The sequence below is a fragment of the Stenotrophomonas sp. YJH_SMC_48-3 genome (genome assembly GCF_059369375.1).
The window spans coordinates 127,791-146,402 of record NZ_JCAFSQ010000011.1; the positions used below are offsets into that span (position 1 = coordinate 127,791).

At 67.2% G+C, this 18,612-nt stretch carries 20 protein-coding genes; 19 read left to right on the plus strand and 1 reads right to left on the minus strand.

The genetic code is table 11. From position 1 onward, the window contains the following. The first annotated feature begins 60 nt into the window (after positions 1–60). Both AC5P65_RS17020 and AC5P65_RS17025 read left to right on the plus strand, forming a co-directional pair. Positions 61–1,275, plus strand: a complete 1,215-nt coding sequence (locus AC5P65_RS17020; protein WP_019660140.1) for a cation:proton antiporter — start codon at positions 61–63, stop codon at positions 1,273–1,275. A 53-nt stretch (positions 1,276–1,328) separates the two neighbouring features. Further along, a complete protein-coding gene (locus tag AC5P65_RS17025; protein WP_021204717.1) occupies positions 1,329–1,973 on the plus strand; it encodes a hypothetical protein in 645 nt (214 codons plus the stop codon). A gap of 76 nt (positions 1,974–2,049) precedes the next feature. On the opposite strand, the gene AC5P65_RS17030 is transcribed toward AC5P65_RS17025, so the two are convergent. Further along, positions 2,050–2,787 (minus strand): DUF3011 domain-containing protein, encoded by a 738-nt coding sequence (locus tag AC5P65_RS17030; protein ID WP_111098901.1) that lies wholly within the window; start codon positions 2,785–2,787, stop codon positions 2,050–2,052. A 158-nt stretch (positions 2,788–2,945) separates the two neighbouring features. On the opposite strand from AC5P65_RS17030, the gene aspS reads away from it, so the two are divergent. The 17 genes from aspS (at position 2,946) to queE (ending at position 18,557) form a co-directional block, all read left to right on the plus strand. Beyond that, positions 2,946–4,697 (plus strand): aspartate--tRNA ligase, encoded by a 1,752-nt coding sequence (gene aspS / locus AC5P65_RS17035; RefSeq protein WP_111098900.1) that lies wholly within the window; start codon positions 2,946–2,948, stop codon positions 4,695–4,697. 16 nt (positions 4,698–4,713) lie between these two features. Then, positions 4,714–5,028, plus strand: coding sequence for a DNA primase (locus tag AC5P65_RS17040; RefSeq protein ID WP_111098899.1), 315 nt, complete (start codon positions 4,714–4,716; stop codon positions 5,026–5,028). A gap of 31 nt (positions 5,029–5,059) precedes the next feature. Beyond that, positions 5,060–5,581, plus strand: coding sequence for a GNAT family N-acetyltransferase (locus tag AC5P65_RS17045; RefSeq protein WP_111098898.1), 522 nt, complete (start codon positions 5,060–5,062; stop codon positions 5,579–5,581). A gap of 75 nt (positions 5,582–5,656) precedes the next feature. Continuing rightward, entirely contained in the window at positions 5,657–6,289 is a 633-nt protein-coding gene (locus AC5P65_RS17050) for an esterase/lipase family protein (RefSeq protein WP_111098897.1), read from the plus strand. 239 nt (positions 6,290–6,528) lie between these two features. After that, on the plus strand, positions 6,529–7,260 hold the full coding sequence (locus tag AC5P65_RS17055; RefSeq protein ID WP_019660133.1) for a YebC/PmpR family DNA-binding transcriptional regulator: 732 nt from the start codon (positions 6,529–6,531) through the stop codon (positions 7,258–7,260). A 105-nt stretch (positions 7,261–7,365) separates the two neighbouring features. Further along, entirely contained in the window at positions 7,366–7,887 is a 522-nt protein-coding gene (gene ruvC, locus AC5P65_RS17060) for a crossover junction endodeoxyribonuclease RuvC (RefSeq protein ID WP_019660132.1), read from the plus strand. Positions 7,888–7,900: 13 nt separating this feature from the next. Then, on the plus strand, positions 7,901–8,494 hold the full coding sequence (ruvA, locus tag AC5P65_RS17065; protein ID WP_111098896.1) for a Holliday junction branch migration protein RuvA: 594 nt from the start codon (positions 7,901–7,903) through the stop codon (positions 8,492–8,494). 49 nt (positions 8,495–8,543) lie between these two features. Continuing rightward, positions 8,544–10,463, plus strand: coding sequence for a potassium transporter Kup (locus AC5P65_RS17070; RefSeq protein ID WP_111098895.1), 1,920 nt, complete (start codon positions 8,544–8,546; stop codon positions 10,461–10,463). Between the two features lie 329 nt (positions 10,464–10,792). Next, a complete protein-coding gene (ruvB, locus tag AC5P65_RS17075) occupies positions 10,793–11,833 on the plus strand; it encodes a Holliday junction branch migration DNA helicase RuvB (RefSeq protein ID WP_019660129.1) in 1,041 nt (346 codons plus the stop codon). Then, a complete protein-coding gene (ybgC, locus tag AC5P65_RS17080) occupies positions 11,823–12,254 on the plus strand; it encodes a tol-pal system-associated acyl-CoA thioesterase (protein WP_019660128.1) in 432 nt (143 codons plus the stop codon). The genes ruvB and ybgC overlap by 11 nt, the downstream gene beginning before the upstream one ends. A gap of 10 nt (positions 12,255–12,264) precedes the next feature. Further along, positions 12,265–13,044, plus strand: coding sequence for a protein TolQ (tolQ, locus tag AC5P65_RS17085; protein ID WP_005410752.1), 780 nt, complete (start codon positions 12,265–12,267; stop codon positions 13,042–13,044). 24 nt (positions 13,045–13,068) lie between these two features. Then, positions 13,069–13,497 carry a protein TolR gene (gene tolR, locus AC5P65_RS17090; protein WP_006438804.1) on the plus strand — a complete coding sequence of 143 codons (429 nt, stop codon included), beginning with the start codon at positions 13,069–13,071 and terminating at the stop codon, positions 13,495–13,497. After that, positions 13,487–14,542, plus strand: a complete 1,056-nt coding sequence (gene tolA, locus AC5P65_RS17095) for a cell envelope integrity protein TolA (RefSeq protein WP_021203147.1) — start codon at positions 13,487–13,489, stop codon at positions 14,540–14,542. Before tolR ends, tolA begins: the two co-directional genes overlap by 11 nt. Before the next feature lie 285 nt (positions 14,543–14,827). After that, positions 14,828–16,147, plus strand: a complete 1,320-nt coding sequence (gene tolB / locus AC5P65_RS17100; protein WP_019660126.1) for a Tol-Pal system beta propeller repeat protein TolB — start codon at positions 14,828–14,830, stop codon at positions 16,145–16,147. Between the two features lie 64 nt (positions 16,148–16,211). Next, positions 16,212–16,730: a peptidoglycan-associated lipoprotein Pal gene (gene pal, locus AC5P65_RS17105; RefSeq protein WP_005418510.1), complete on the plus strand. Its 519-nt coding sequence runs from the start codon at positions 16,212–16,214 to the stop codon at positions 16,728–16,730. A gap of 3 nt (positions 16,731–16,733) precedes the next feature. Continuing rightward, positions 16,734–17,552, plus strand: a complete 819-nt coding sequence (gene ybgF, locus AC5P65_RS17110) for a tol-pal system protein YbgF (protein WP_019660125.1) — start codon at positions 16,734–16,736, stop codon at positions 17,550–17,552. 303 nt (positions 17,553–17,855) lie between these two features. Then, the gene (queE, locus tag AC5P65_RS17115) at positions 17,856–18,557 is read left to right on the plus strand and encodes a 7-carboxy-7-deazaguanine synthase QueE (protein ID WP_019660124.1); all 702 of its coding nucleotides are present in this window, start codon (positions 17,856–17,858) and stop codon (positions 18,555–18,557) included. The last annotated feature ends 55 nt before the right edge of the window (positions 18,558–18,612 follow it).

Below are 18,612 nucleotides of genomic sequence, written 5' to 3' on the forward strand. Positions count from 1 at the left end.
GTTGCCGGATCGGTTCGGCGCGCGCATCCTGCGCGCGTTCGAACCCCACGGAAGACCCCGATGAGCCATGAGTTGATCTACCTGCTGCTGATCTTCGCGCTGCTGGTGATCCCGCGCGCGCTGCAGCGCTTCAGCCTGCCCGCACCACTGACCTGCCTGCTGTTCGGCATCATCGGCATGCTCTGGCTGGGGGATCAGGCACATGATGCGGTGATCGGACTGCTGGCCACCCTGGGCATTTCCTCGCTGTTCCTGTTCGCCGGCCTGGAAGTGGACCTGCAGGCGCTGCGCCGTGGCATGTGGCCGCTGCTGGCGCACCTGGTGATCCGTACCGGCACGCTGTTCGGCGTGGGCTGGCTGGCTTGGCGCTATGCGGGGCTGCCGTGGCAGGCCGCTGGCCTGTTGGCGTTGGCGCTGCTGACGCCGTCCACGGGCTTCATCATGGATTCGCTGTCGCGGCTGGGCCTGAGCGAGGACGAGCGGTTCTGGGTGACCAGCAAGGCCATCGCCGGCGAACTGCTGGCGCTGGCGGCGTTGTTCATCGTGCTGCAGGCCGGCGATCCGGGGCATATGGCGCTGTCCAGCCTGGCGCTGCTGGCGATGATGGTCGGCCTGCCGTTGCTGTTCATCGCGCTGGGTCGCTGGGTGGCACCGCATGCGCCCGGCTCGGAGTTCTCGCTGCTGGTGATGGTCGGCATGGTCGCGGCCTACATCACCTACCTGCTGGGCGTGTACTACCTGGTTGGCGCGTTCATCGCCGGCCTGGTCGCGCGCCTGCTGCACCAGCGCATGCCGCTGCTGGCCTCGCACGAGAACCTGCACGCGCTGCGCTTGTTCGCCTCGTTCTTCGTGCCGTTCTACTTCTTCAACGCCGGCACCAAAGTTCCCAGCGAAGCGCTCAGCTTCGAGGCGCTGGGGCTGGGCATCGTGATCACCCTGGTGGTGCTGCCGCTGCGCATCGGCGTGGTCTGGCTGCAGCGCCGGGTGATGTTCGGCGAGAGCTTCCGCAGCAGCCTGCGGGTCTCGCTGGCGCTGGCACCGACGCTGATCTTCACCCTGGTGCTGGCGGCGATCATGCGCGAGCGCTTCCAGATCCCGGCGGTGCTGTTCGGTGCGCTGTTGCTGTACGCGGCGCTGACTACGCTGCTGCCTTCGCTGGTGTTCCGTACCCCGTTTGACGTTGATCCGGTGGAGCAGGAGCCGGCCGGTCAGGGCGAGGCCGCACCGGTGGCGGCGACCGAAGCACTGCCGACAGCACCGTCTGCCGAGCGCTGAGCAGGACTGGCGCGCGGTTTGCGCCCATCGTCCATGGCCGTTAGGGTTGGGGCATGAGATCGATTGCCGTTGCCACTACCGCCGCCCTCCTGCTCAGCCTCGCTGCGTGCACGCAGCGCTCCGATACGGTCGCCCATGATCTGGCGACCGCACCGGCCGACGCCTTCATGGCCGCCATCGCTGCACATTGCGGCCAGGCCTACGCCGGCAAGGTGGTGGAGGACACGCCGGGACCGACCGGCAAGGATCCGTTCGCCGGGCAGCGCCTGGTCATGCATGTGCGTGGCTGCGCCGACCCGGCGCATGAGCTGCGCATCCCGTTCCACGTGGGTGATGACCACTCGCGGACCTGGGTGCTGACCCGCACGCCGAACGGGCTGCGGCTGAAGCACGACCACCGCCACGAAGATGGCAGCCCCGACGCGATCACCCTCTACGGTGGCGACAGCACGCCGCCCGGTACCGCCGAGCGCCAGCAGTTCCCGGCCGATGCCGATTCGGTGGCGATGTTCCGCCGCGCCGACATGCTGGCGTCGACCCACAACACCTGGGCGATGGAGATCGATCCGGACCAGACGTTCGTCTACGAACTGACGCGCCCGGACGGCCGCCGCTTCCGCGTGCAGTTCGACCTGAGCAAGCCGGTCGACCTGCCACCGCCACCTTGGGGTGATGAGGCCGCGCAGCCAGCCCGGTAGCGCCGGGCCGTGCCCGGCGGGTTTTCTGCAGTTGTCCGCGCCACTGCGCTCGCCGGGCATGGCCCGGCGCTACCCCTCACCGCGTGCCGAAGCGCGCCCGGCAGCCGTTGCTCACCCACACCTGGCCACGCGAGTAACCCCAGCTGCGGCCTTCCTGGCAGGCGCTGCCCGACAACTGCTGCTGCAGCACCGGCCGGCCCTGGCGCTCATCCCAGTCGCAGGTCTGCGAGCGGTTGTTGTTGCTGCTGCAGGTGACGGAATAGTTGCTGTTGCCGCCGCCCCAGCCGCCGCCGCCCCAGCCGCGGGCCTCGGCGAATTCGGCACGGCAGCCGTTGCTGACCCACACCGCGCCATTGCGCACGCCCCAGGTACGGCCCTCGTCGCAAGGGCTGCCGGACAGCTGGCGGACCAGGCGGGCATTGCGCCAGCCGACCGGGCAGCTGCGCTCGCGGTTGTTCTGACTCTCGCAGCGGATGGTCTCGCCGGGCCGGCCGTTGTTGCCGCCCCAGCCGCCCCCGTTGCCGCCGCCCCAGCCGCCACGGGCCTCGACGAACTCCGCGCGGCAGCCGTTGCTGACCCAGATGCTGCCGTTACGGCTGCCCCAGGTGCGGCCTTCGTCGCAGGCGCTGCCGGACAGCTGGCGGACCAGCTGCGCATTGCGCCAACCGGTGTTGCAGACCCGTTCGCGGTTGTTCTGGCTTTCGCAGCGGACCACGCCGCTCTGCGCATGCGCGGAAGGGGTGGGCAGGGCCAGGGTGCCCAGCGCACCCAGGCTGAGGGTTACGGCCAGGCTGGCCAGGGACAGCGGTTTCATGGTGGCATCCCATACGGTGGTAGGTGCCCGACTATAGGGAGGGAGGCGATCAAGCCGGTGTGACTGGCCGGATTTGCCCCGGCCGGGGCCTCGGCCGCAGAATACGAGGCTTTCCGGCCCCCATCCGGTGCCGGCGTTCTCCAGCGGAGCTTCCCCCCATGCGTACCCACTTCTGCGGCCTGGTCGATGAGACCCTGATTGGCCAGACTGTCACCCTCGCCGGCTGGACCGACGTGGCCCGTAACCAGGGCGGCGTCTGCTTCATCGATCTCCGCGATCATGAAGGCATCGTGCAGGTGACCGTGGAAGTCGACAACGCCGACGTGTTCGCCGTGGCCGCGTCGCTGGGCTATGAGGATGTGCTGCAGGTGGAAGGCGTGGTGCGTGCACGCCACGCGGTGAACGACAAGATGCGCACCGGCAAGGTGGAAGTGATCGCCACCGCCATCACCGTGCTGAACAAGGCCGCGCCGCTGCCGTTCCACGCGCACGAGAACCCGGGCGAGGAAACCCGCCTGAAGTACCGCTACCTGGACCTGCGCCGTCCGGAAATGCAGCGCATGCAGCGCACCCGCATCAAGCTGGTGCAGGCCCTGCGCCGCCACCTGGACGAGAAGGGCTTCCAGGACATCGAGACCCCGATCCTGACCAAGGCCACCCCGGAAGGCGCGCGCGACTTCCTGGTGCCGGCGCGCATGCACCCGGGCGAGTTCTATGCCCTGCCGCAGAGCCCGCAGCTGTTCAAGCAGATCCTGATGGTGGCCGGCTTCGACCGTTACTACCAGATCGCGCGCTGCTTCCGCGATGAAGCACTGCGTGCCGACCGCCAGCTGGAGTTCACCCAGCTGGACATGGAATTCGCCTTCGTGCGCGAGCGCGACGTGCAGGACTTCGTCGAAGACATGATCCGCGCCATCTTCAAGGAAGTGGTCGACGTCCAGCTGGATGCCAGCTTCCCGCGCATGACCTGGGCCGAGGCGATGCGTCGCTACGGTTCGGACAAGCCGGACCTGCGCATCGCGCTGGAGCTGGTCGACGTGGCTGAACTGGTCAAGGACAGCGAGTTCGCAGTGTTCACCGGCCCGGCCAACGATGCCGAAGGCCGCGTCGCCGCGCTGCGGATCCCGGGCGGCGCAGCGCTGAGCCGCAAGCAGATCGACGAGTACGCCGCGCACGCCGCCAAGTACGGCGCCAAGGGCCTGGCCTACATCAAGATCGCCGACAACGGCGAAATCAGCTCGCCGATCCAGAAGTTCTTCAGCGAGGCCTCCTTCGCTGCGCTGGTGGCCCATGTTGGCGCCGGCAACGGCGACATCGTGTTCTTCGGTGCCGGTGGCTACAACAAGGTCTCCGACTTCATGGGCGCGCTGCGCCTGAAGGCCGGCAAGGACTTCGGCCTGGTCGCCGACGGCTGGGCGCCGCTGTGGGTCACCGACTTCCCGATGTTCGAATGGGACGAGGAAGAACAGCGTTACGTCGCCCTGCATCACCCCTTCACCGCACCGGCCGTGGACGACATCGCCGACCTGCGCGCCAACGCCCGTACCGCCGTTTCGCGCGGCTACGACATGGTGCTCAACGGCAATGAGATCGGCGGTGGTTCGATCCGTATCCACCGTCCGGACATGCAGAGCGCGGTGTTCGAGCTGCTCGGCATCGGTGCCGAAGAGGCCCGCGCCAAGTTCGGCTTCCTGCTCGACGCGCTGAACTACGGCGCGCCGCCGCACGGTGGCATCGCCTTCGGCATCGACCGCATCGCCGCGCTGATGGCCGGCACCGAATCGATCCGCGACGTCATCCCGTTCCCGAAGACTACCGGTGCACAGGATCTGATGACCGACGCGCCGTCGCCGATCGTCGACGCGCAGCTGGCCGAAGTGCACATCCAGGTTCGCCCCAAGACCAACTGATCAGGAGATCCAGGCAATGACCGAGTTTGCGTTTTCGCTGGAGTGGGAAAAGCTGGGCAATGAAGGCTCCGAGGCCAACCTGGTCACCGAGCGTGCACGGGTGTTCGGTGGTTGGCTGGTCCGCGTCGGTACCAACCCGGCGGCGATGGCCCTGACCTTCGTCGCCGACGGCGAAGGCCGTTGGGACGGTGAAGACTTCGGCGTCGAGGATTACGAGGACGACGAAGAGGAAGAGTACGACGAGGACGAGGAAGGCGAGGAAGAAGAGGACGAAGAGGAGTACGAGGAAGAGGACGGGGAAGAAGAAGCGGAGTCGCCTGAAAAGGCTTGACCCCTGCTTCGCCCTGGCGTCAACTTCCTGCATGTATTCGATCCGCCGCGCCACTGTGGACGACGCGCCGACCCTGTCGGCGCTGGCCGCCCGCACGTTCACTGAAACCTTCGGCCATCTGTACCCGCCGCAGGACCTGCAGGCCTTCCTGGAGGAGGCCTACGCGGTCGAGCGCCAGAGCGTGATCCTGGCCCACCCCGATTACGCGGTGTGGCTGCTGGAACTGGATGGGGAGGCGGTCGGCCATGCCGCCGCCGGCCCCTGCGGCCTGCCGCACCCGGACGTGAAGCCCGGTGACGGCGAACTCAAGCGCCTGTACCTGATCAAGACGCAGCAGAGCTGCGGCTGGGGCAGCCGCCTGCTGGAAACCGCGCTGGCCTGGCTGGAACACGAGGGCCCGCGCACCCTGTGGTTGGGCGTGTGGTCGGAGAACTTCGGCGCACAGCGCTTCTACGCCCGCTACGGTTTCGAGAAGGCCGGCGAATACCTGTTCCCGGTGGGCGACACGAACGATCTCGAATTCATCCTGCGCCGCGCACCGCGCGCGGCCTGATGTTCACTGCCGCTTGCTGCGCGCGCGTGTTCAATCACCGTACGTTCCTGCCCCGCTGACCGCCAGGCTGTTTGCATGACTCCCCCCGTATTGCTGCTGCATGGCATCTGGAATGCCCGCGCCTGGGTCGGGCCGCTGGCCTGGCGCCTGCGCGCGCGCGGCTTCCAGGTGCACGCGTTTGGTTATTCCTCGGTGTTCGGTGGCCCGGACGTGGCCGTACCGCAGCTGCTGGAGTGGCTGGCCGACGCCGGCCCGCTGAGTTTGGTCGGCCACAGCCTGGGCGGGCTGCTGGCGCTGGAAGCGCTGCGGCGCAATCCGCAGCTGCCGGTGCAGCGCGTGGTCTGCCTGGGTTCGCCGCTGCGCGGCAGTGGTACCGCACGCTCGTTGTCCGAGCACGGCTGGGGCCTGGCGCTGGGCCGCAGCAGCGAGCTGCTGCTCGATGGCCTGCCGGACTGGCAGGGCCGGGCGGAGGTTGGCCTGATCGCCGGCTCGGTACCGCATGGGCTGGGCAGCCTGCTGGGTGCCATCGACGATGCCTCCGACGGCACCGTGGCACTGGCCGAGACCCGCCTGCCGGGGCTGGCCGACCATTGCGTGGTGCGCACCAGCCACAGCGGCCTGGTGGTATCGCCCGACGCCGCGCGGCAGACCGCGCATTTCCTGCGTCATGGCCGTTTCGACCACAGCCGCGACGCCGTCGCCGCGTAAGTTGGTGGGAGCGAACGGCCTGCCAGGGTGCGTGCGAACGGCACCAGGGTGGGTGCCGTTCGCACGCTCTTCGCCGGGCATGGCCCGGCGCTACCGGGAAAAGCACCACCAGATCGCCAGCGGTAGCGCCGGGCCATGCCCGGCGAGCGCAGCGGCATCCATCGGGCCTAGACACGGTTGCAGCGCCCGATCAGGTAGAATCCGCGCCTTGATCCTGAAGCAGCCAGACGGTAGCACCCATGGGTAGAGGCCCCTCCATCGAAGCCCGCAAGAACGCGTCCGACGCGAAGCGCGGCAAGATTTTCACCAAGATCATCCGCGAGATCGGCGTCGCCGCGCGCGGCGGTGGAGGCGACCCCAACAACAACCCGCGCCTGCGCGTGGCGGTGGACAAGGGCCTGGCCGTGAACATGTCCAAGGACGTGATCGAGCGCGCCATCAAGAAGGCCACCGGTGAACTGGAAGGCGTCGATTACGAGGAAGTCCGCTACGAGGGCTACGCCCCCGGTGGCGTGGCCGTGATCGTCGACTGCCTGACCGACAACCGCGTGCGCACCGTGGCCGATGTCCGCCATGCGTTCAGCAAGTGCGGCGGCAACATGGGCACCGAAGGCTCGGTGGCCTTCATGTTCAAGCGCCTGGGCGTGCTCAGCTTCGCCCCGGGCGCCGACGAGGAGGCCATCACCGAAGCCGCCATCGAGGCCGGCGCCGATGACATCGTGGTCTATCCGGACGACGGCTCGATCGACGTGGTCACCAGCCCTGACGCCTTCAACGCGGTCAAGGACGCGATGACCGCCGCCGGCCATGTCGCCGATCACGCGGAAATCACGTTCCGCGCGGACAACGACATCAAGGTCGAGGGCGAGGTCGCCCTGCAGGTCAAGAAGCTGCTGGACATGCTGGAAGATCTGGACGACGTGCAGGACGTGTACTCCAACGCCGAACTGGGCGCCGACGCCTACGCCTGAGCCGTCCTCGACGGCCTGGGCGCGGGCCGTTGAACGGTCACCGCGGACAGTCATGAGCCCATACGCCTGCCAGCGCACCCCGTTCCACCCTGCCAGGAGCGCAGCATGACCCGCATCCTCGGCATCGACCCCGGTTCACAGCGGACCGGGGTCGGCATCATCGATGTCGACGCCGCCGGGCGCGTCACCTACGTGCACCACCAGCCGCTGGTGCTGCTGGGCGCGGACGATTTCCCGCAGCGCATGAAGCTGCTGGTGCTCGGCCTGGCCGACCTGTGCCGCGAGTTCCAGCCGCAGGAAGTGGCCATCGAACGCGTGTTCATGGCCCGCAACCCCGATTCGGCGCTGAAGCTGGGCCAGGCCCGGGGCGCGGCGATTTCCGCCGTTGTGCTGCGTGACCTGCCGGTGCATGAATATGCCGCCAGCGAGATCAAGCTGGCGGTGGTCGGTCGTGGTGGTGCCGAAAAGCAACAGGTTCAACACATGGTCGGGCTCATGCTCAACCTGAAAACCAAGCTGCAGGCCGACGCGGCCGACGCGTTGGCGGTGGCGATCACCCATGCCCACGTAAGGGCAACGGCCAACCGCCTGGGACTCAGTGCCCGCCAGGCGTGGGGCCGCAAATGAGGAGCTGCACGCAATGATCGGTCGACTGCGCGGCATCGTCGCCTACAAGGCGCCGCCGTGGCTGGTGTTGGACGTGAACGGAGTGGGCTACGAGCTGGAGGCGCCGATGAGCACCTTCTATGACCTGCCCGAACTCGGCCGCGAGGTCACCCTGTACACCCATTACGCGCAGAAGGAAGACAGCGTCTCGCTGTACGGCTTCCTGCGCGAGGGCGAACGGCGGCTGTTCCGCGACGTGCAGAAGGTCAGTGGCATCGGCGCGAAGATCGCGCTGGCCGTGCTGTCCGGGGTCACCGTCGAGGAATTCGCGCGCATGGTCCAGGCCGGTGACATCACCGCGCTGACCCGCATTCCGGGCATCGGCAAGAAGACCGCCGAGCGAATGGTGCTGGAACTGCGCGACCGCGCCGCCCAGTTCGGTGCCGGCGGCGCGCTGCCCACCGGCAGCGGCCCGGCCGCGGCCGACCCGCTTTCCGATGCCACCGTGGCGCTGCAGCAGCTGGGCTACAAGCCTGCTGAAGCGGCCCGCATGGCCCGCGACGCCTTCACTGAAGGCGATGAAGTGGCCACCGTGATCCGCAAGGCGCTGCAGTCCGCGCTGCGCTGAGTCGGCTTCCTTTCTCTCAACGAACAGCCTGAGCCTCGCCAGGAGTCCCATGTCCAGCAGTCAAACCCCGCACGCAGCTGCCCCCGGCGGCCACGGTCACGCTCCTCCCGCCGGAGGCCTGGCGCTGATCATCGGTGCGATCGGCGTGGTCTTCGGTGATATCGGTACCAGCCCGCTGTACACCCTGAAGGAGGCGTTCTCGCCGCACTACGGGCTCAACAGCGACCACGACACGGTACTGGGCGTGCTCTCGCTGGCGTTCTGGGCACTGAACATCGTGGTCACGCTGAAGTACGTGACCATCATCATGCGCGCCGACAATGACGGCGAGGGCGGCATCATGGCGCTGATGGCGCTGACCCAGCGCACGCTGCGCAACGGGTCGCGCTCGGCCTACGTGGTGGGCATCCTTGGCATCTTCGGCGCCTCGCTGTTCTTCGGCGACGGCGTGATCACCCCGGCGATCTCGGTGCTTGGCGCGGTCGAAGGCCTGGAGGTGGCCGCGCCCGGCCTGCATGCCTTCATCGTGCCGATCACGGTGGTGGTGCTGCTGATGGTGTTCGCGGCGCAGCGCTTCGGCACCGAGAAGATCGGCAAGGCGTTCGGCCCGATCACGTCGGTCTGGTTCATTTCGCTGGCGGCGATCGGCATCTACAACATCGTGGATGCGCCGGAAGTGCTGAAAGCCTTCAACCCGTGGTGGGCGATCCGCTTCTTCACGGAGCACAGCTGGCACGGCATCTTCATCCTCGGTGCGGTGGTACTGGCGGTGACCGGCGGCGAAGCGCTGTACGCCGACATGGGCCACTTCGGTGCCAAGCCGATCCGCCATGCCTGGTACTTCTTCGTGCTGCCGTGCCTGGTGCTGAACTACCTGGGGCAGGGCGCACTGGTGCTCAACCATCCCGAGGCGCTGAAGAACCCGTTCTTTGAGGCAGTGCCGTCGTGGGCGCTGTACCCGATGATCATCCTGGCCACCATGGCGGCGGTGATTGCCTCGCAGTCGGTCATCACCGGTGCGTTCTCGGTCTCGCGTCAGGCGATGCAGCTGGGCTACATCCCGCGCATGCGCATCAAGCACACCTCGCACGACACCATCGGCCAGATCTACATCCCGGGCATCAACTGGGGCATCGCGGTGATGGTGATCGGCCTGGTGCTGGCCTTCCGCAGCTCGTCCAACCTGGCGGTGGCCTACGGCATCTCGGTGTCGGCCACCATGCTGATCGATACCCTGCTGCTGGCCCTGGTGGCCCGCTCGTTGTGGCCGAAGGCACGCGCCTGGCTGCTGCCCCTGTGCGTGGTGTTCTTCATCATCGACCTCGGCTTTGTCATCGCCAACGGCGCCAAGCTGCTGCAGGGCGCCTGGTTCCCGGTAGTGCTGGGCATCTTCCTGTTCACCATGATGCGTACCTGGCGCCGGGGCCGCGAGCTGCTGCGCGATGAGATCCGCAAGGACGGCATCCGCCTGGATACCTTCCTGCCGGGCCTGATGCTGGCGCCGCCGGTACGCGTGCCGGGCACCGCCGTGTTCCTCACTGCGGATCCGACCGTGGCCCCGCACGCACTGATGCACAACCTCAAGCACAACAAAGTGCTGCACGAACGCAACGTGTTCCTGCATGTGGAAACCCTGCCGATCCCGTATGCGATGGAAGGGCAGCGGCTGAAGATCGAATCGGTGGGCGACGAGTTCTACCGGGTCTATGTGCGCTTCGGCTTCATGGAGACCCCGGACGTCCCACTGGCGCTGATGCGCTCGTGCGACCACGGCGGCATCTACTTCGACCCGATGGACACCACCTTCTTCGCCAGCCGCGAGACCATCGTGGCCACCGCCAACCGCGGCATGCCGATCTGGCGCGACAAGCTGTTCGCGCTGATGCACCGGAATGCCGCGCCGGCGACCGGCTTCTTCCGGATTCCGGGTAACCGGCTGGTGGAACTCGGCGCGCAGGTGGAGATTTAATCTCCACCGTCGATTCCTCCAGAGATCCGTCCACGCATGGCGTGGATCTACCGTGCCGACCAACGGTCGGCCCCCACCAAAGCAGAACGCCGTTCCGACAGGCCGCAGGAAACTGTCGAAGGCGGGGTGGATCCGGTTGCGGGGGTGTGAGCGCCATGGATGGCGCGACCGAGCCTACATGGACGTATTTACGGCGTCCCCCGCAACCGGACCCACCCCGCCATTCCCCAGGAAGCCCGCTTCGGCTGTTGCTCTGGATGTTGCCGTTGCCTCTGCGGGCGCCGGGCGCAGCCCGGCCGAACCCCGCACTTTTGCCGCATAATCAGCACATGACCGACGACCGCATCATCGGCGCCGGCGCCACCCGCGAGGATGACGCCGCCGACGCCAGCATCCGCCCCAAGCGCCTGGCCGACTATCTCGGCCAGGCCCCGGTGCGCGAGCAGATGGAGATCTACATCGAAGCGGCCAAGGGGCGCGGCGACGCGCTCGACCACGTGCTGATCTTCGGGCCGCCCGGCCTGGGCAAGACCACGCTCAGCCACGTCATCGCCAACGAACTGGGCGTGGCCCTGCGCGTGACCTCCGGCCCGGTGATCGAGAAGGCTGGCGACCTGGCTGCGCTGCTGACCAACCTGCAGCCGCACGACGTGCTTTTCATCGACGAGATCCATCGCCTGTCGCCGGTGGTGGAGGAAGTGCTGTACCCGGCGATGGAAGATTTCCAGATCGACATCATGATCGGCGAGGGCCCCGCTGCCCGCTCGATCAAGATCGACCTGCCGCCGTTCACCCTGATCGGTGCCACCACCCGTGCCGGCCTGTTGACCGCACCGCTGCGTGACCGCTTCGGCATCGTCCAGCGGCTGGAGTTCTACAGCGTCGAAGAGCTGACCCGCATCGTGCGCCGTTCGGCGGCGATCCTGGCCATCGACTGCACCGCCGATGGGGCAGGGGAGATCGCGCGCCGCGCGCGTGGCACCCCGCGTATCGCCAACCGCCTGCTGCGCCGCGTGCGCGACTACGCGCAGGTAAAGGCGGGCGGCCACATCGACGAGGCCGTGGCACAGGCTGCGATGCAGATGCTGAAGGTCGACCCGGAGGGCTTTGATGAGCTCGACCGGCGCCTGCTCAGGACCATGGTCGACTACTTCGATGGCGGCCCGGTCGGCATCGAATCGCTGGCCGCGGCCCTGTCCGAGGAGCGTGGCACGCTGGAAGACGTGGTCGAGCCCTACCTGATCCAGCAGGGCTTCCTGGTGCGTACCGCGCGTGGCCGCATGGCCACCCACAAGGCTTACCGGCACATGGGCCTGAAGCCGAAGAACCCGCCGCAGGACCTGTTCGCGGAGGTTCCCGATGTTGGTTGAGCCACTATTCAGTTGGCCGACACGCATTTACTGGGAAGATACCGACGCAGGCGGCGTGGTCTACCACGCCCGCTACGTGGCCTTCATGGAACGGGCCCGGACCGAATGGATGCGTGCGCTCGGCTACGGCCAGGAGCGCATGCGCGCCGAGCATGGGATGGTCTTCGCGGTGCGCTCGATGCAGATGGATTTCATCAGGCCGGCACGGCTGGATGACACCCTGCAGGTGAGCGCCCGTCTGGTCCAGCTGAAGAAGGCCAGCATGGTCTTCGACCAGCAGATCCTGCGCGACGGCGAATTGCTGCTGTCGGCCCAGGTCCGCATCGCCGCACTGGACGCGGCCAGTTTCCGCCCGCGTGGCATGGACGAGGCCGTCCTTGCCGTGCTGCAACCCCACCTCCACCCCGAATCCGAACACTGAGGAACAACGGATGATCGCAACGCTCCTGGCCCTGCAGGCCACGGTCACCGAGGCACTGCCGGCCGACGTCAGCAACGCCGCGACACAGACCCTTGCCCAGGCCACCACCGGCGGCGGCATCAACTACCTCGAACTGATGGCCAAGGCCAGCCTGCCGGTGAAGATCATCGTGCTGCTCCTGCTGGTCGGCTCGTTCGTCAGCTGGGTGATCATTTTCCGCAAGGCACGCGTGTTCAAGCAGGCCACCCGCGAAGCCGACGAGTTCGAGAACCGCTTCTGGTCCGGCGCCGACCTGGGCAAGCTGTACAGCGCCGCCACCGACCGCAGCCGCAGCGTGACCGGCCTGGAAGCCATCTTCGAAGCCGGTTTCCGCGAGTACACCCGCCTGCGCGACAAGCGCCGCCTGGACGGCCGTGCGCAGCTGGAAGGCGCGCAGCGTGCCATGCGTACCACCTACACCCGCGAAGTGGACCAGCTTGAGCGCAACCTGGAACTGCTGGCCAATATCGGCTCGACCGCCCCGTACGTGGGCCTGGTCGGTACCGTGTTCGGCATCATGGTGACCATGCACGACATGATCAGCAGCGGTGCGCAGGCCGGTATCGCCGCCGTCGCGCCGGGCATCTCCGAAGCGCTGTTCGCCACCGCCATCGGCCTGTTCGTGGCGATCCCGGCAGTGTGGGCCTACAACCGCTTCACCACCCGCGTAGAGCGCATGTCGGTGCGGTTCGAGACCTTTGCCGAAGAGTTCAGCTCCATCCTGCAGCGCCAGAGCGCTGGCGACGAGTAAGCGCCTGACCCGGGAGTCCAAGCCATGTCCGCTGCCATCGGCCGCCGAAAGCGCCGCAAGCTGAAATCGGAAATCAACGTCGTCCCCTACATCGACGTCATGCTGGTGCTGCTGATCATCTTCATGGTCACCGCGCCGCTGCTCACCCTGAGCTTCGACGTCGACCTGCCGCAATCCAACGCCAAGGCGCTGGAAAGCAAGCAGGACCCGGTGATCGTCTCGGTGCGCCAGGACGGCCAGCTCAGCCTGAAGCTGCCCGACGCCAAGGAACCGGCCGCCGTGTCGGCCGAGGAACTGGAAGGCCGCTTGGCTGGCATTGCCGCCCAGGACAAGGGCGTGCGCGTGATCGTCGCCGCCGACCGTGCCGTGGCCTATGAGAAGGTCATCGCCGCGATGGATGTGATCAAGCGCGCCAAGGTAGACAAGGTAGGCCTGGCCACCGATGCACGCTGACGCCCTGCCACCTTCGCATCAGCGCGAACCCGGCTGGGGCCTGCCCCTGGCACTGGCACTTCTGGTGCACCTGCTGGTCGCGCTGGTCTTCATCGTGGCCTGGTTCTGGTCACCCGAGCGCAACACCGATGCCGCCGCCGGTGACCCTTCGGTGGAGGCCAGCCTGGCGCTGTCAGCGTCTGAGGCGTCCGCCGCGCGCCAGGCCCTGCGCCAGTCGGAAAAGCTGGAAGACCTGCCGCCGCCGGTGGCCGAGCCGGTTCCGGTGCCGGAAGACACCATTCCGCCGCCACAGCCGATTCCCGAGCCGCGCCCACAGGACGCCCCCACGCCGCAGCAGCAACAGGCACAGGAGCGTGTCGCGCAGCCGGATACCAAGGACCAGGAAGCGGTGAGTGCGCTGGCCATCTCGCAGGAGAAGGCCAGGCAGGAGCAGGAAGCCAAGCGCCGCCAGGAGCAGATCGACCTGACCGAACGCAAGCGCCAGGAAGAGGCCGAGCAGAAGCTGCGCCTGGCCAAGCAGCAGGAAGAAGACGCGAAGAAGAAGCTGGCCGATCAGGCGCGTCAGGCCGCGGACAAGGCCGAGGCCGAGAAGCAGAAGAAGATCGCCGAGATCCGTGCCCGTCGTGAGCAGGCCGAGAAGGAAGCCAAGCTGGCCGAGCAGAAGCTGCGCCAGGTGGCTGCTGCGCGCAATGCCGCCGGCAGTGCCGCCGCCGGTTCCAGCGGTGCGTCCCAGCCGGCTGCCGGTGGTGGTGGCAACAGCGATGATCTTTCGGCCAAGTACGCTGCGGCGATCCAGGCCAAGGTGCTGTCGCAGTGGGTGCGGCCGGACACGGTGCCGTTGGGCCAGCGCTGCCAGATCACCATCACCCAGATTCCGGGTGGCACAGTGATGCAGGCCAAGGTCAGCCCGAACTGCCCGTACGACGAGGCCGGCAAGCGTTCGATCGAGGCCGCCGTGCTCAATGCGCAGCCGTTGCCGTACCGCGGCTTCGAGTCGGTGTTCGCGCGCACGCTCAACTTCACTTTTACCGCCCAGGATCGCTGAGGCGGGCAGGGCAGGGGGGGGGCTCGGGCCACTCCTGCCCATGGATGTCGCGCTTGCCTCTGGTGTGCTCGGTTTCGGCCGGGCAGGCTTTAGGCTTCTGTCGAACACCGCCCCGCTGGGCGGAGTGACCGGGGCAGGCAGGTGCGATGTTAGCCACGACGTTAACGGTGCGTGAGAGGACGGGCTGGAACTGACCCGGAATTCACGTACCCTTGGTTCATGATTGCGAAGCGGTTCACTCCTGCTTTGCTATCCCTCGTTCCGGTTTCCCCTATTGAGCGCTCCATGAAAAAGATGCCTCGCTGGCTTGCCGTGTTTGCGGCCCTGTTGCTGCCCTTTGCTGCCGTCGCGCAGCAGAAGGGGCTGGATATCGACATCATCGGCGGCAATGCCTCCGCGCTGCCGATCACCATCGTGCCGATGCCCTACCAGGGTTCGTCGGCCGCTCCGCAGACCGACGTCGCCGGCGTGGTCCGTGCCGACCTGGAGCGTTCGGGCCAGTTCCGCACGCTGCCGGAAGCGCAGATCGTCGAAAAGCCGGTGCGTGGCGGCGACATCCAGTTCGCCACCTGGCGCGCGCTGAAGCAGAACTACATCGTGGTCGGCCGCGTACTCGACGCCGGTGCCGGTGCCTACCGCGTCGAATACGAACTGTTCGACGTGCCCAAGGGCGAGCGCCTGCTGGGCCTGGCGATGACTGCCCGCGGCAACGCCATGCGCGACGTCGCCCACCAGATGGCCGACGCCATCTACGAGAAGATCACCGGCATCCGCGGCGCCTTCTGGACCCGCATCGCCTACGTGACTGCCAGCGGCAAGGGCGACGCCATGCGCTATGCGCTGATGGTGGCCGACTCCGACGGCTTCAACCCGCAGACCATCGTGCGTTCGGCCGAGCCGCTGCTGTCGCCGTCGTGGAGCCCGGATGGCAGCAAGCTGGCCTACGTCAGCTTCGAGCGTGGCAATTCGGCCATCTACATCCAGAACATCGGCACTGGCGCGCGCGAGCTGGTCACCAGCTTCCGTGGCATCAACAGCGCCCCGGCGTTCTCGCCGGACGGCCGCAAGCTGGCCCTGACCCTGTCGCGTTCGGGCAACCCGGAAATCTACGTCATGGACCTGGGCAGCAAGCAGCTGACCCAGCTGACCAACCACTTCGCCATCGATACCGAGCCGACCTGGGCACCGGACGGCAGCGCGGTGTACTTCACCTCCGACCGCGGCGGCCGTCCGCAGGTCTACAAGGTCGGTGCCGGTGGCGGCAGCGCCGAGCGCGTGACCTTCCAGGGCAACTACAATGCCAAGCCGTCGGTGTCCTACGACGGCAAGAAGATCGTCGTCGCCCAGGGTTCTGGCAACAGCTACAAGATCGCGATGATGGACAGCTCGCTGGGGTCGCCCCGCTGGAGCACGCTGTCCCCGGGTTCGCTCGATGAATCGCCGAGCTTTGCGCCCAACGCAAGCATGGTGCTGTACGCCGCCCGCGAAGGTGGCCGTGGTGTGTTGTATGCCGTTTCGGCCGATGCGCGGGTTCGCCAGCGCCTGGTCCTGGCTGACGGTGATGTGCGCGAACCGGCATGGTCCCCATACCGTACCCAGCGCTAAAAGAGTGTTAATATTTTCGTTGTCTTGAACCCCTCATCGGCTTAGGAGCCACAAAGGTATCGCCATGAACAAGTCCACCCGCGTTCTGCTTGTTTCCCTGCTGTCTGTGGCCGTCCTGGCCGGTTGCTCGAAGAAGGTGAAGGAAGAGCCGGCAGCCCCGGTCGACACCGGCACCTCGACCACCACCCCGACCGGTCCGTCGACCTCCGGCCTGTACGGCCCGGGCGACCTGGACACCGACGCCTGCCTGCGCCAGCGCGTGGTCTACTTCGACCTGGACAAGGAAGACGTGAAGCCGGAATTCCAGGCCATCATGGCGTGCCACGCCAAGTACCTGCGTGACCGTCCGTCCTCGCGCATCACCCTGCAGGGCCACACCGACGAGCGCGGTTCGCGCGCGTACAACCAGGCCCTGGGTGAGCGTCGTGGCAACGGCGTCAGCTCGGCCCTGCAGGCCAACGGTGGTTCGGCTTCGCAGCTGACCGTCGTGTCCTACGGTGAAGAGCGTCCGGTCTGCACCGAGTCGAACGAGTCCTGCTGGTCGCAGAACCGTCGCGTCGAAATCGTCTACACCGCGCAGTAATCCATGCGCATTGGCATCAAACTGATGCTGGTCGTTGCGGCAGCCCTCGTGGCTGCCGCACCGGCGCACGCACAGCGACAGAGCCTGGCTGACCGTGTCGGCGCGCTCGAGCAGCAGATGTACAACAACAGTGCCAACCAGGACCTGTTGAACCAGATCAATCAGCTGCGGCAGCAGGTCACCAGCCTGCAGGCCTCGATCGAGCAGTTGCAGCACGACAACGCCCAGCTCAAGCAGTCCGCCCAGGACCAGTACCTGGATCTGGACAGCCGCCTGAACCGGTTGGAAGGGGGCAACGCCGCCCCGGCCCTGCCGCCCGTTCCGGCGAGCGCGCCCAAGGCCGCACCGGCCCCGGCAAAACCCGCAGCGGCGGCCACTTCCGAGCGGCCGCCTTCCGTCCATGGTGATGCCGGCAGCCTCGCCGCCACCGGTGACGAGCGCACCTCCTACAACGTTGCCTTCGATGCCTTGAAGGCCGGCAGGTACGACGATTCGGCTCAGCTGTTCCTGAGCTTCCTGGAGTTGTACCCGAATGGCGTCTACGCGCCGAACGCGCTGTACTGGCTGGGCGAGAGCTACTACGCCACCCGCAATTTCCCGATGGCCGAGACCCAGTTCCGTGAACTGCTCTCGCGCTATCCGACCCACGACAAAGCCGCGGGCGGCCTGCTCAAGATCGGCCTCTCGCAGTACGGCGAGGGCAAGGTAGACCAGGCCCAGCAGACGCTGGAGACCGTCGTGGCGCAGTACCCCGGCTCGGACGCCGCGCGCACCGCGCAGGACCGTCTGCAGTCCATCCGCCTGGGCAAGCAGATCCGCTGATCCGCTGACCGGGCGTACAATGTGTGCCCTGTAGAGCCGAGCCCATGCTCGGCTGCTTTCGTTTCCGGACCGGCAAACCCGCCCGGATCCGGTAGCGCCGGGCCATGCCCGACGGCTCGCGTCACCGGCAGGGATATGCCCGTTTGGTTGCTGTTGTAGAGCCGAGCCCACGCTCGGCTGCTTTCGTTACCGGCTGGGCCATGCCCGCCCGGTTGTTGTTGTAGAGCCGAGCCCACGCTCGGCTGCTTTCGTTACCGGCCACGGTAGCCCACCCGCCACGTGTCCCACCAAGAAGTGCCCGCCATGACCGCCGTTACCCCGTCCAGCGCCGCCGCCACGCCCAGTGAGATTGTGCAGTCGCCCCTGCCACGCCTGAAGATCACCGAGATCTTCACCTCGCTGCAGGGCGAAGCCGATACCGCCGGCTGGCCGACTGTGTTCGTGCGCCTGACCGGCTGCCCGCTGCGCTGCCAGTACTGCGATACGGCCTATGCCTTCCATGGCGGCACCTGGTGGGACATCGACGACATCGTGGCCGAGGTGCTGGCCCAGGGCGTGCGCCACGTCTGCGTGACCGGCGGCGAGCCGCTGGCGCAGAAACGCTGCCTGGTGCTGCTGCAGAAGCTGTGCGACGCCGGCATGGACGTCTCGCTGGAAACCTCCGGCGCGCTGGACGTCAGCGCGGTGGACCCGCGTGTATCGCGCGTGGTCGACATCAAGACCCCGGGGTCGGCCGAAGTGGCGCGCAACCGCTGGGAGAACCTGCCGCTGCTGACCGCACGCGACCAGATCAAGTTCGTCATCTGCAGCCGCGAGGACTACGACTGGGCCAAGGCCCTGGTCGCCGAGCACGAGCTGGTGAAGCGCTGCACCGTGTTCTTCTCGCCCAGCAAGGGCGAGATCACCGCGCGCCAGCTGGCCGACTGGATCGTCGAAGACCGCCTGCCGGTGCGCTTCCAGATGCAGTTGCATAAAATCCTGTGGAACGACGAGCCGGGCCGATGAGCCCAGGCAACGTTCCCTGATGTAACTCCGGCGCGGGACAGCGTGCTGGCTTTCC

What these genes read in the sequence shown, in the direction of transcription:
- ruvA (WP_111098896.1), top strand. Translation starts at nt 7,901, where the DNA reads ATGATCGGTCGACTGCGCGGCATCGTCGCCTACAAGGCGCCGCCGTGG.
- AC5P65_RS17030 (WP_111098901.1), bottom strand. Translation starts at nt 2,787, where the DNA reads ATGAAACCGCTGTCCCTGGCCAGCCTGGCCGTAACCCTCAGCCTGGGT.
- AC5P65_RS17040 (WP_111098899.1), top strand. Translation starts at nt 4,714, where the DNA reads ATGACCGAGTTTGCGTTTTCGCTGGAGTGGGAAAAGCTGGGCAATGAA.
- tolA (WP_021203147.1), top strand. Translation starts at nt 13,487, where the DNA reads ATGCACGCTGACGCCCTGCCACCTTCGCATCAGCGCGAACCCGGCTGG.
- pal (WP_005418510.1), top strand. Translation starts at nt 16,212, where the DNA reads ATGAACAAGTCCACCCGCGTTCTGCTTGTTTCCCTGCTGTCTGTGGCC.
- ybgC (WP_019660128.1), top strand. Translation starts at nt 11,823, where the DNA reads ATGTTGGTTGAGCCACTATTCAGTTGGCCGACACGCATTTACTGGGAA.
- aspS (WP_111098900.1), top strand. Translation starts at nt 2,946, where the DNA reads ATGCGTACCCACTTCTGCGGCCTGGTCGATGAGACCCTGATTGGCCAG.
- ruvC (WP_019660132.1), top strand. Translation starts at nt 7,366, where the DNA reads ATGACCCGCATCCTCGGCATCGACCCCGGTTCACAGCGGACCGGGGTC.
- tolR (WP_006438804.1), top strand. Translation starts at nt 13,069, where the DNA reads ATGTCCGCTGCCATCGGCCGCCGAAAGCGCCGCAAGCTGAAATCGGAA.
- AC5P65_RS17070 (WP_111098895.1), top strand. Translation starts at nt 8,544, where the DNA reads ATGTCCAGCAGTCAAACCCCGCACGCAGCTGCCCCCGGCGGCCACGGT.
- ruvB (WP_019660129.1), top strand. Translation starts at nt 10,793, where the DNA reads ATGACCGACGACCGCATCATCGGCGCCGGCGCCACCCGCGAGGATGAC.
- AC5P65_RS17025 (WP_021204717.1), top strand. Translation starts at nt 1,329, where the DNA reads ATGAGATCGATTGCCGTTGCCACTACCGCCGCCCTCCTGCTCAGCCTC.
- AC5P65_RS17055 (WP_019660133.1), top strand. Translation starts at nt 6,529, where the DNA reads ATGGGTAGAGGCCCCTCCATCGAAGCCCGCAAGAACGCGTCCGACGCG.
- AC5P65_RS17020 (WP_019660140.1), top strand. Translation starts at nt 61, where the DNA reads ATGAGCCATGAGTTGATCTACCTGCTGCTGATCTTCGCGCTGCTGGTG.
- queE (WP_019660124.1), top strand. Translation starts at nt 17,856, where the DNA reads ATGACCGCCGTTACCCCGTCCAGCGCCGCCGCCACGCCCAGTGAGATT.
- AC5P65_RS17045 (WP_111098898.1), top strand. Translation starts at nt 5,060, where the DNA reads ATGTATTCGATCCGCCGCGCCACTGTGGACGACGCGCCGACCCTGTCG.
- AC5P65_RS17050 (WP_111098897.1), top strand. Translation starts at nt 5,657, where the DNA reads ATGACTCCCCCCGTATTGCTGCTGCATGGCATCTGGAATGCCCGCGCC.
- ybgF (WP_019660125.1), top strand. Translation starts at nt 16,734, where the DNA reads ATGCGCATTGGCATCAAACTGATGCTGGTCGTTGCGGCAGCCCTCGTG.
- tolB (WP_019660126.1), top strand. Translation starts at nt 14,828, where the DNA reads ATGAAAAAGATGCCTCGCTGGCTTGCCGTGTTTGCGGCCCTGTTGCTG.
- tolQ (WP_005410752.1), top strand. Translation starts at nt 12,265, where the DNA reads ATGATCGCAACGCTCCTGGCCCTGCAGGCCACGGTCACCGAGGCACTG.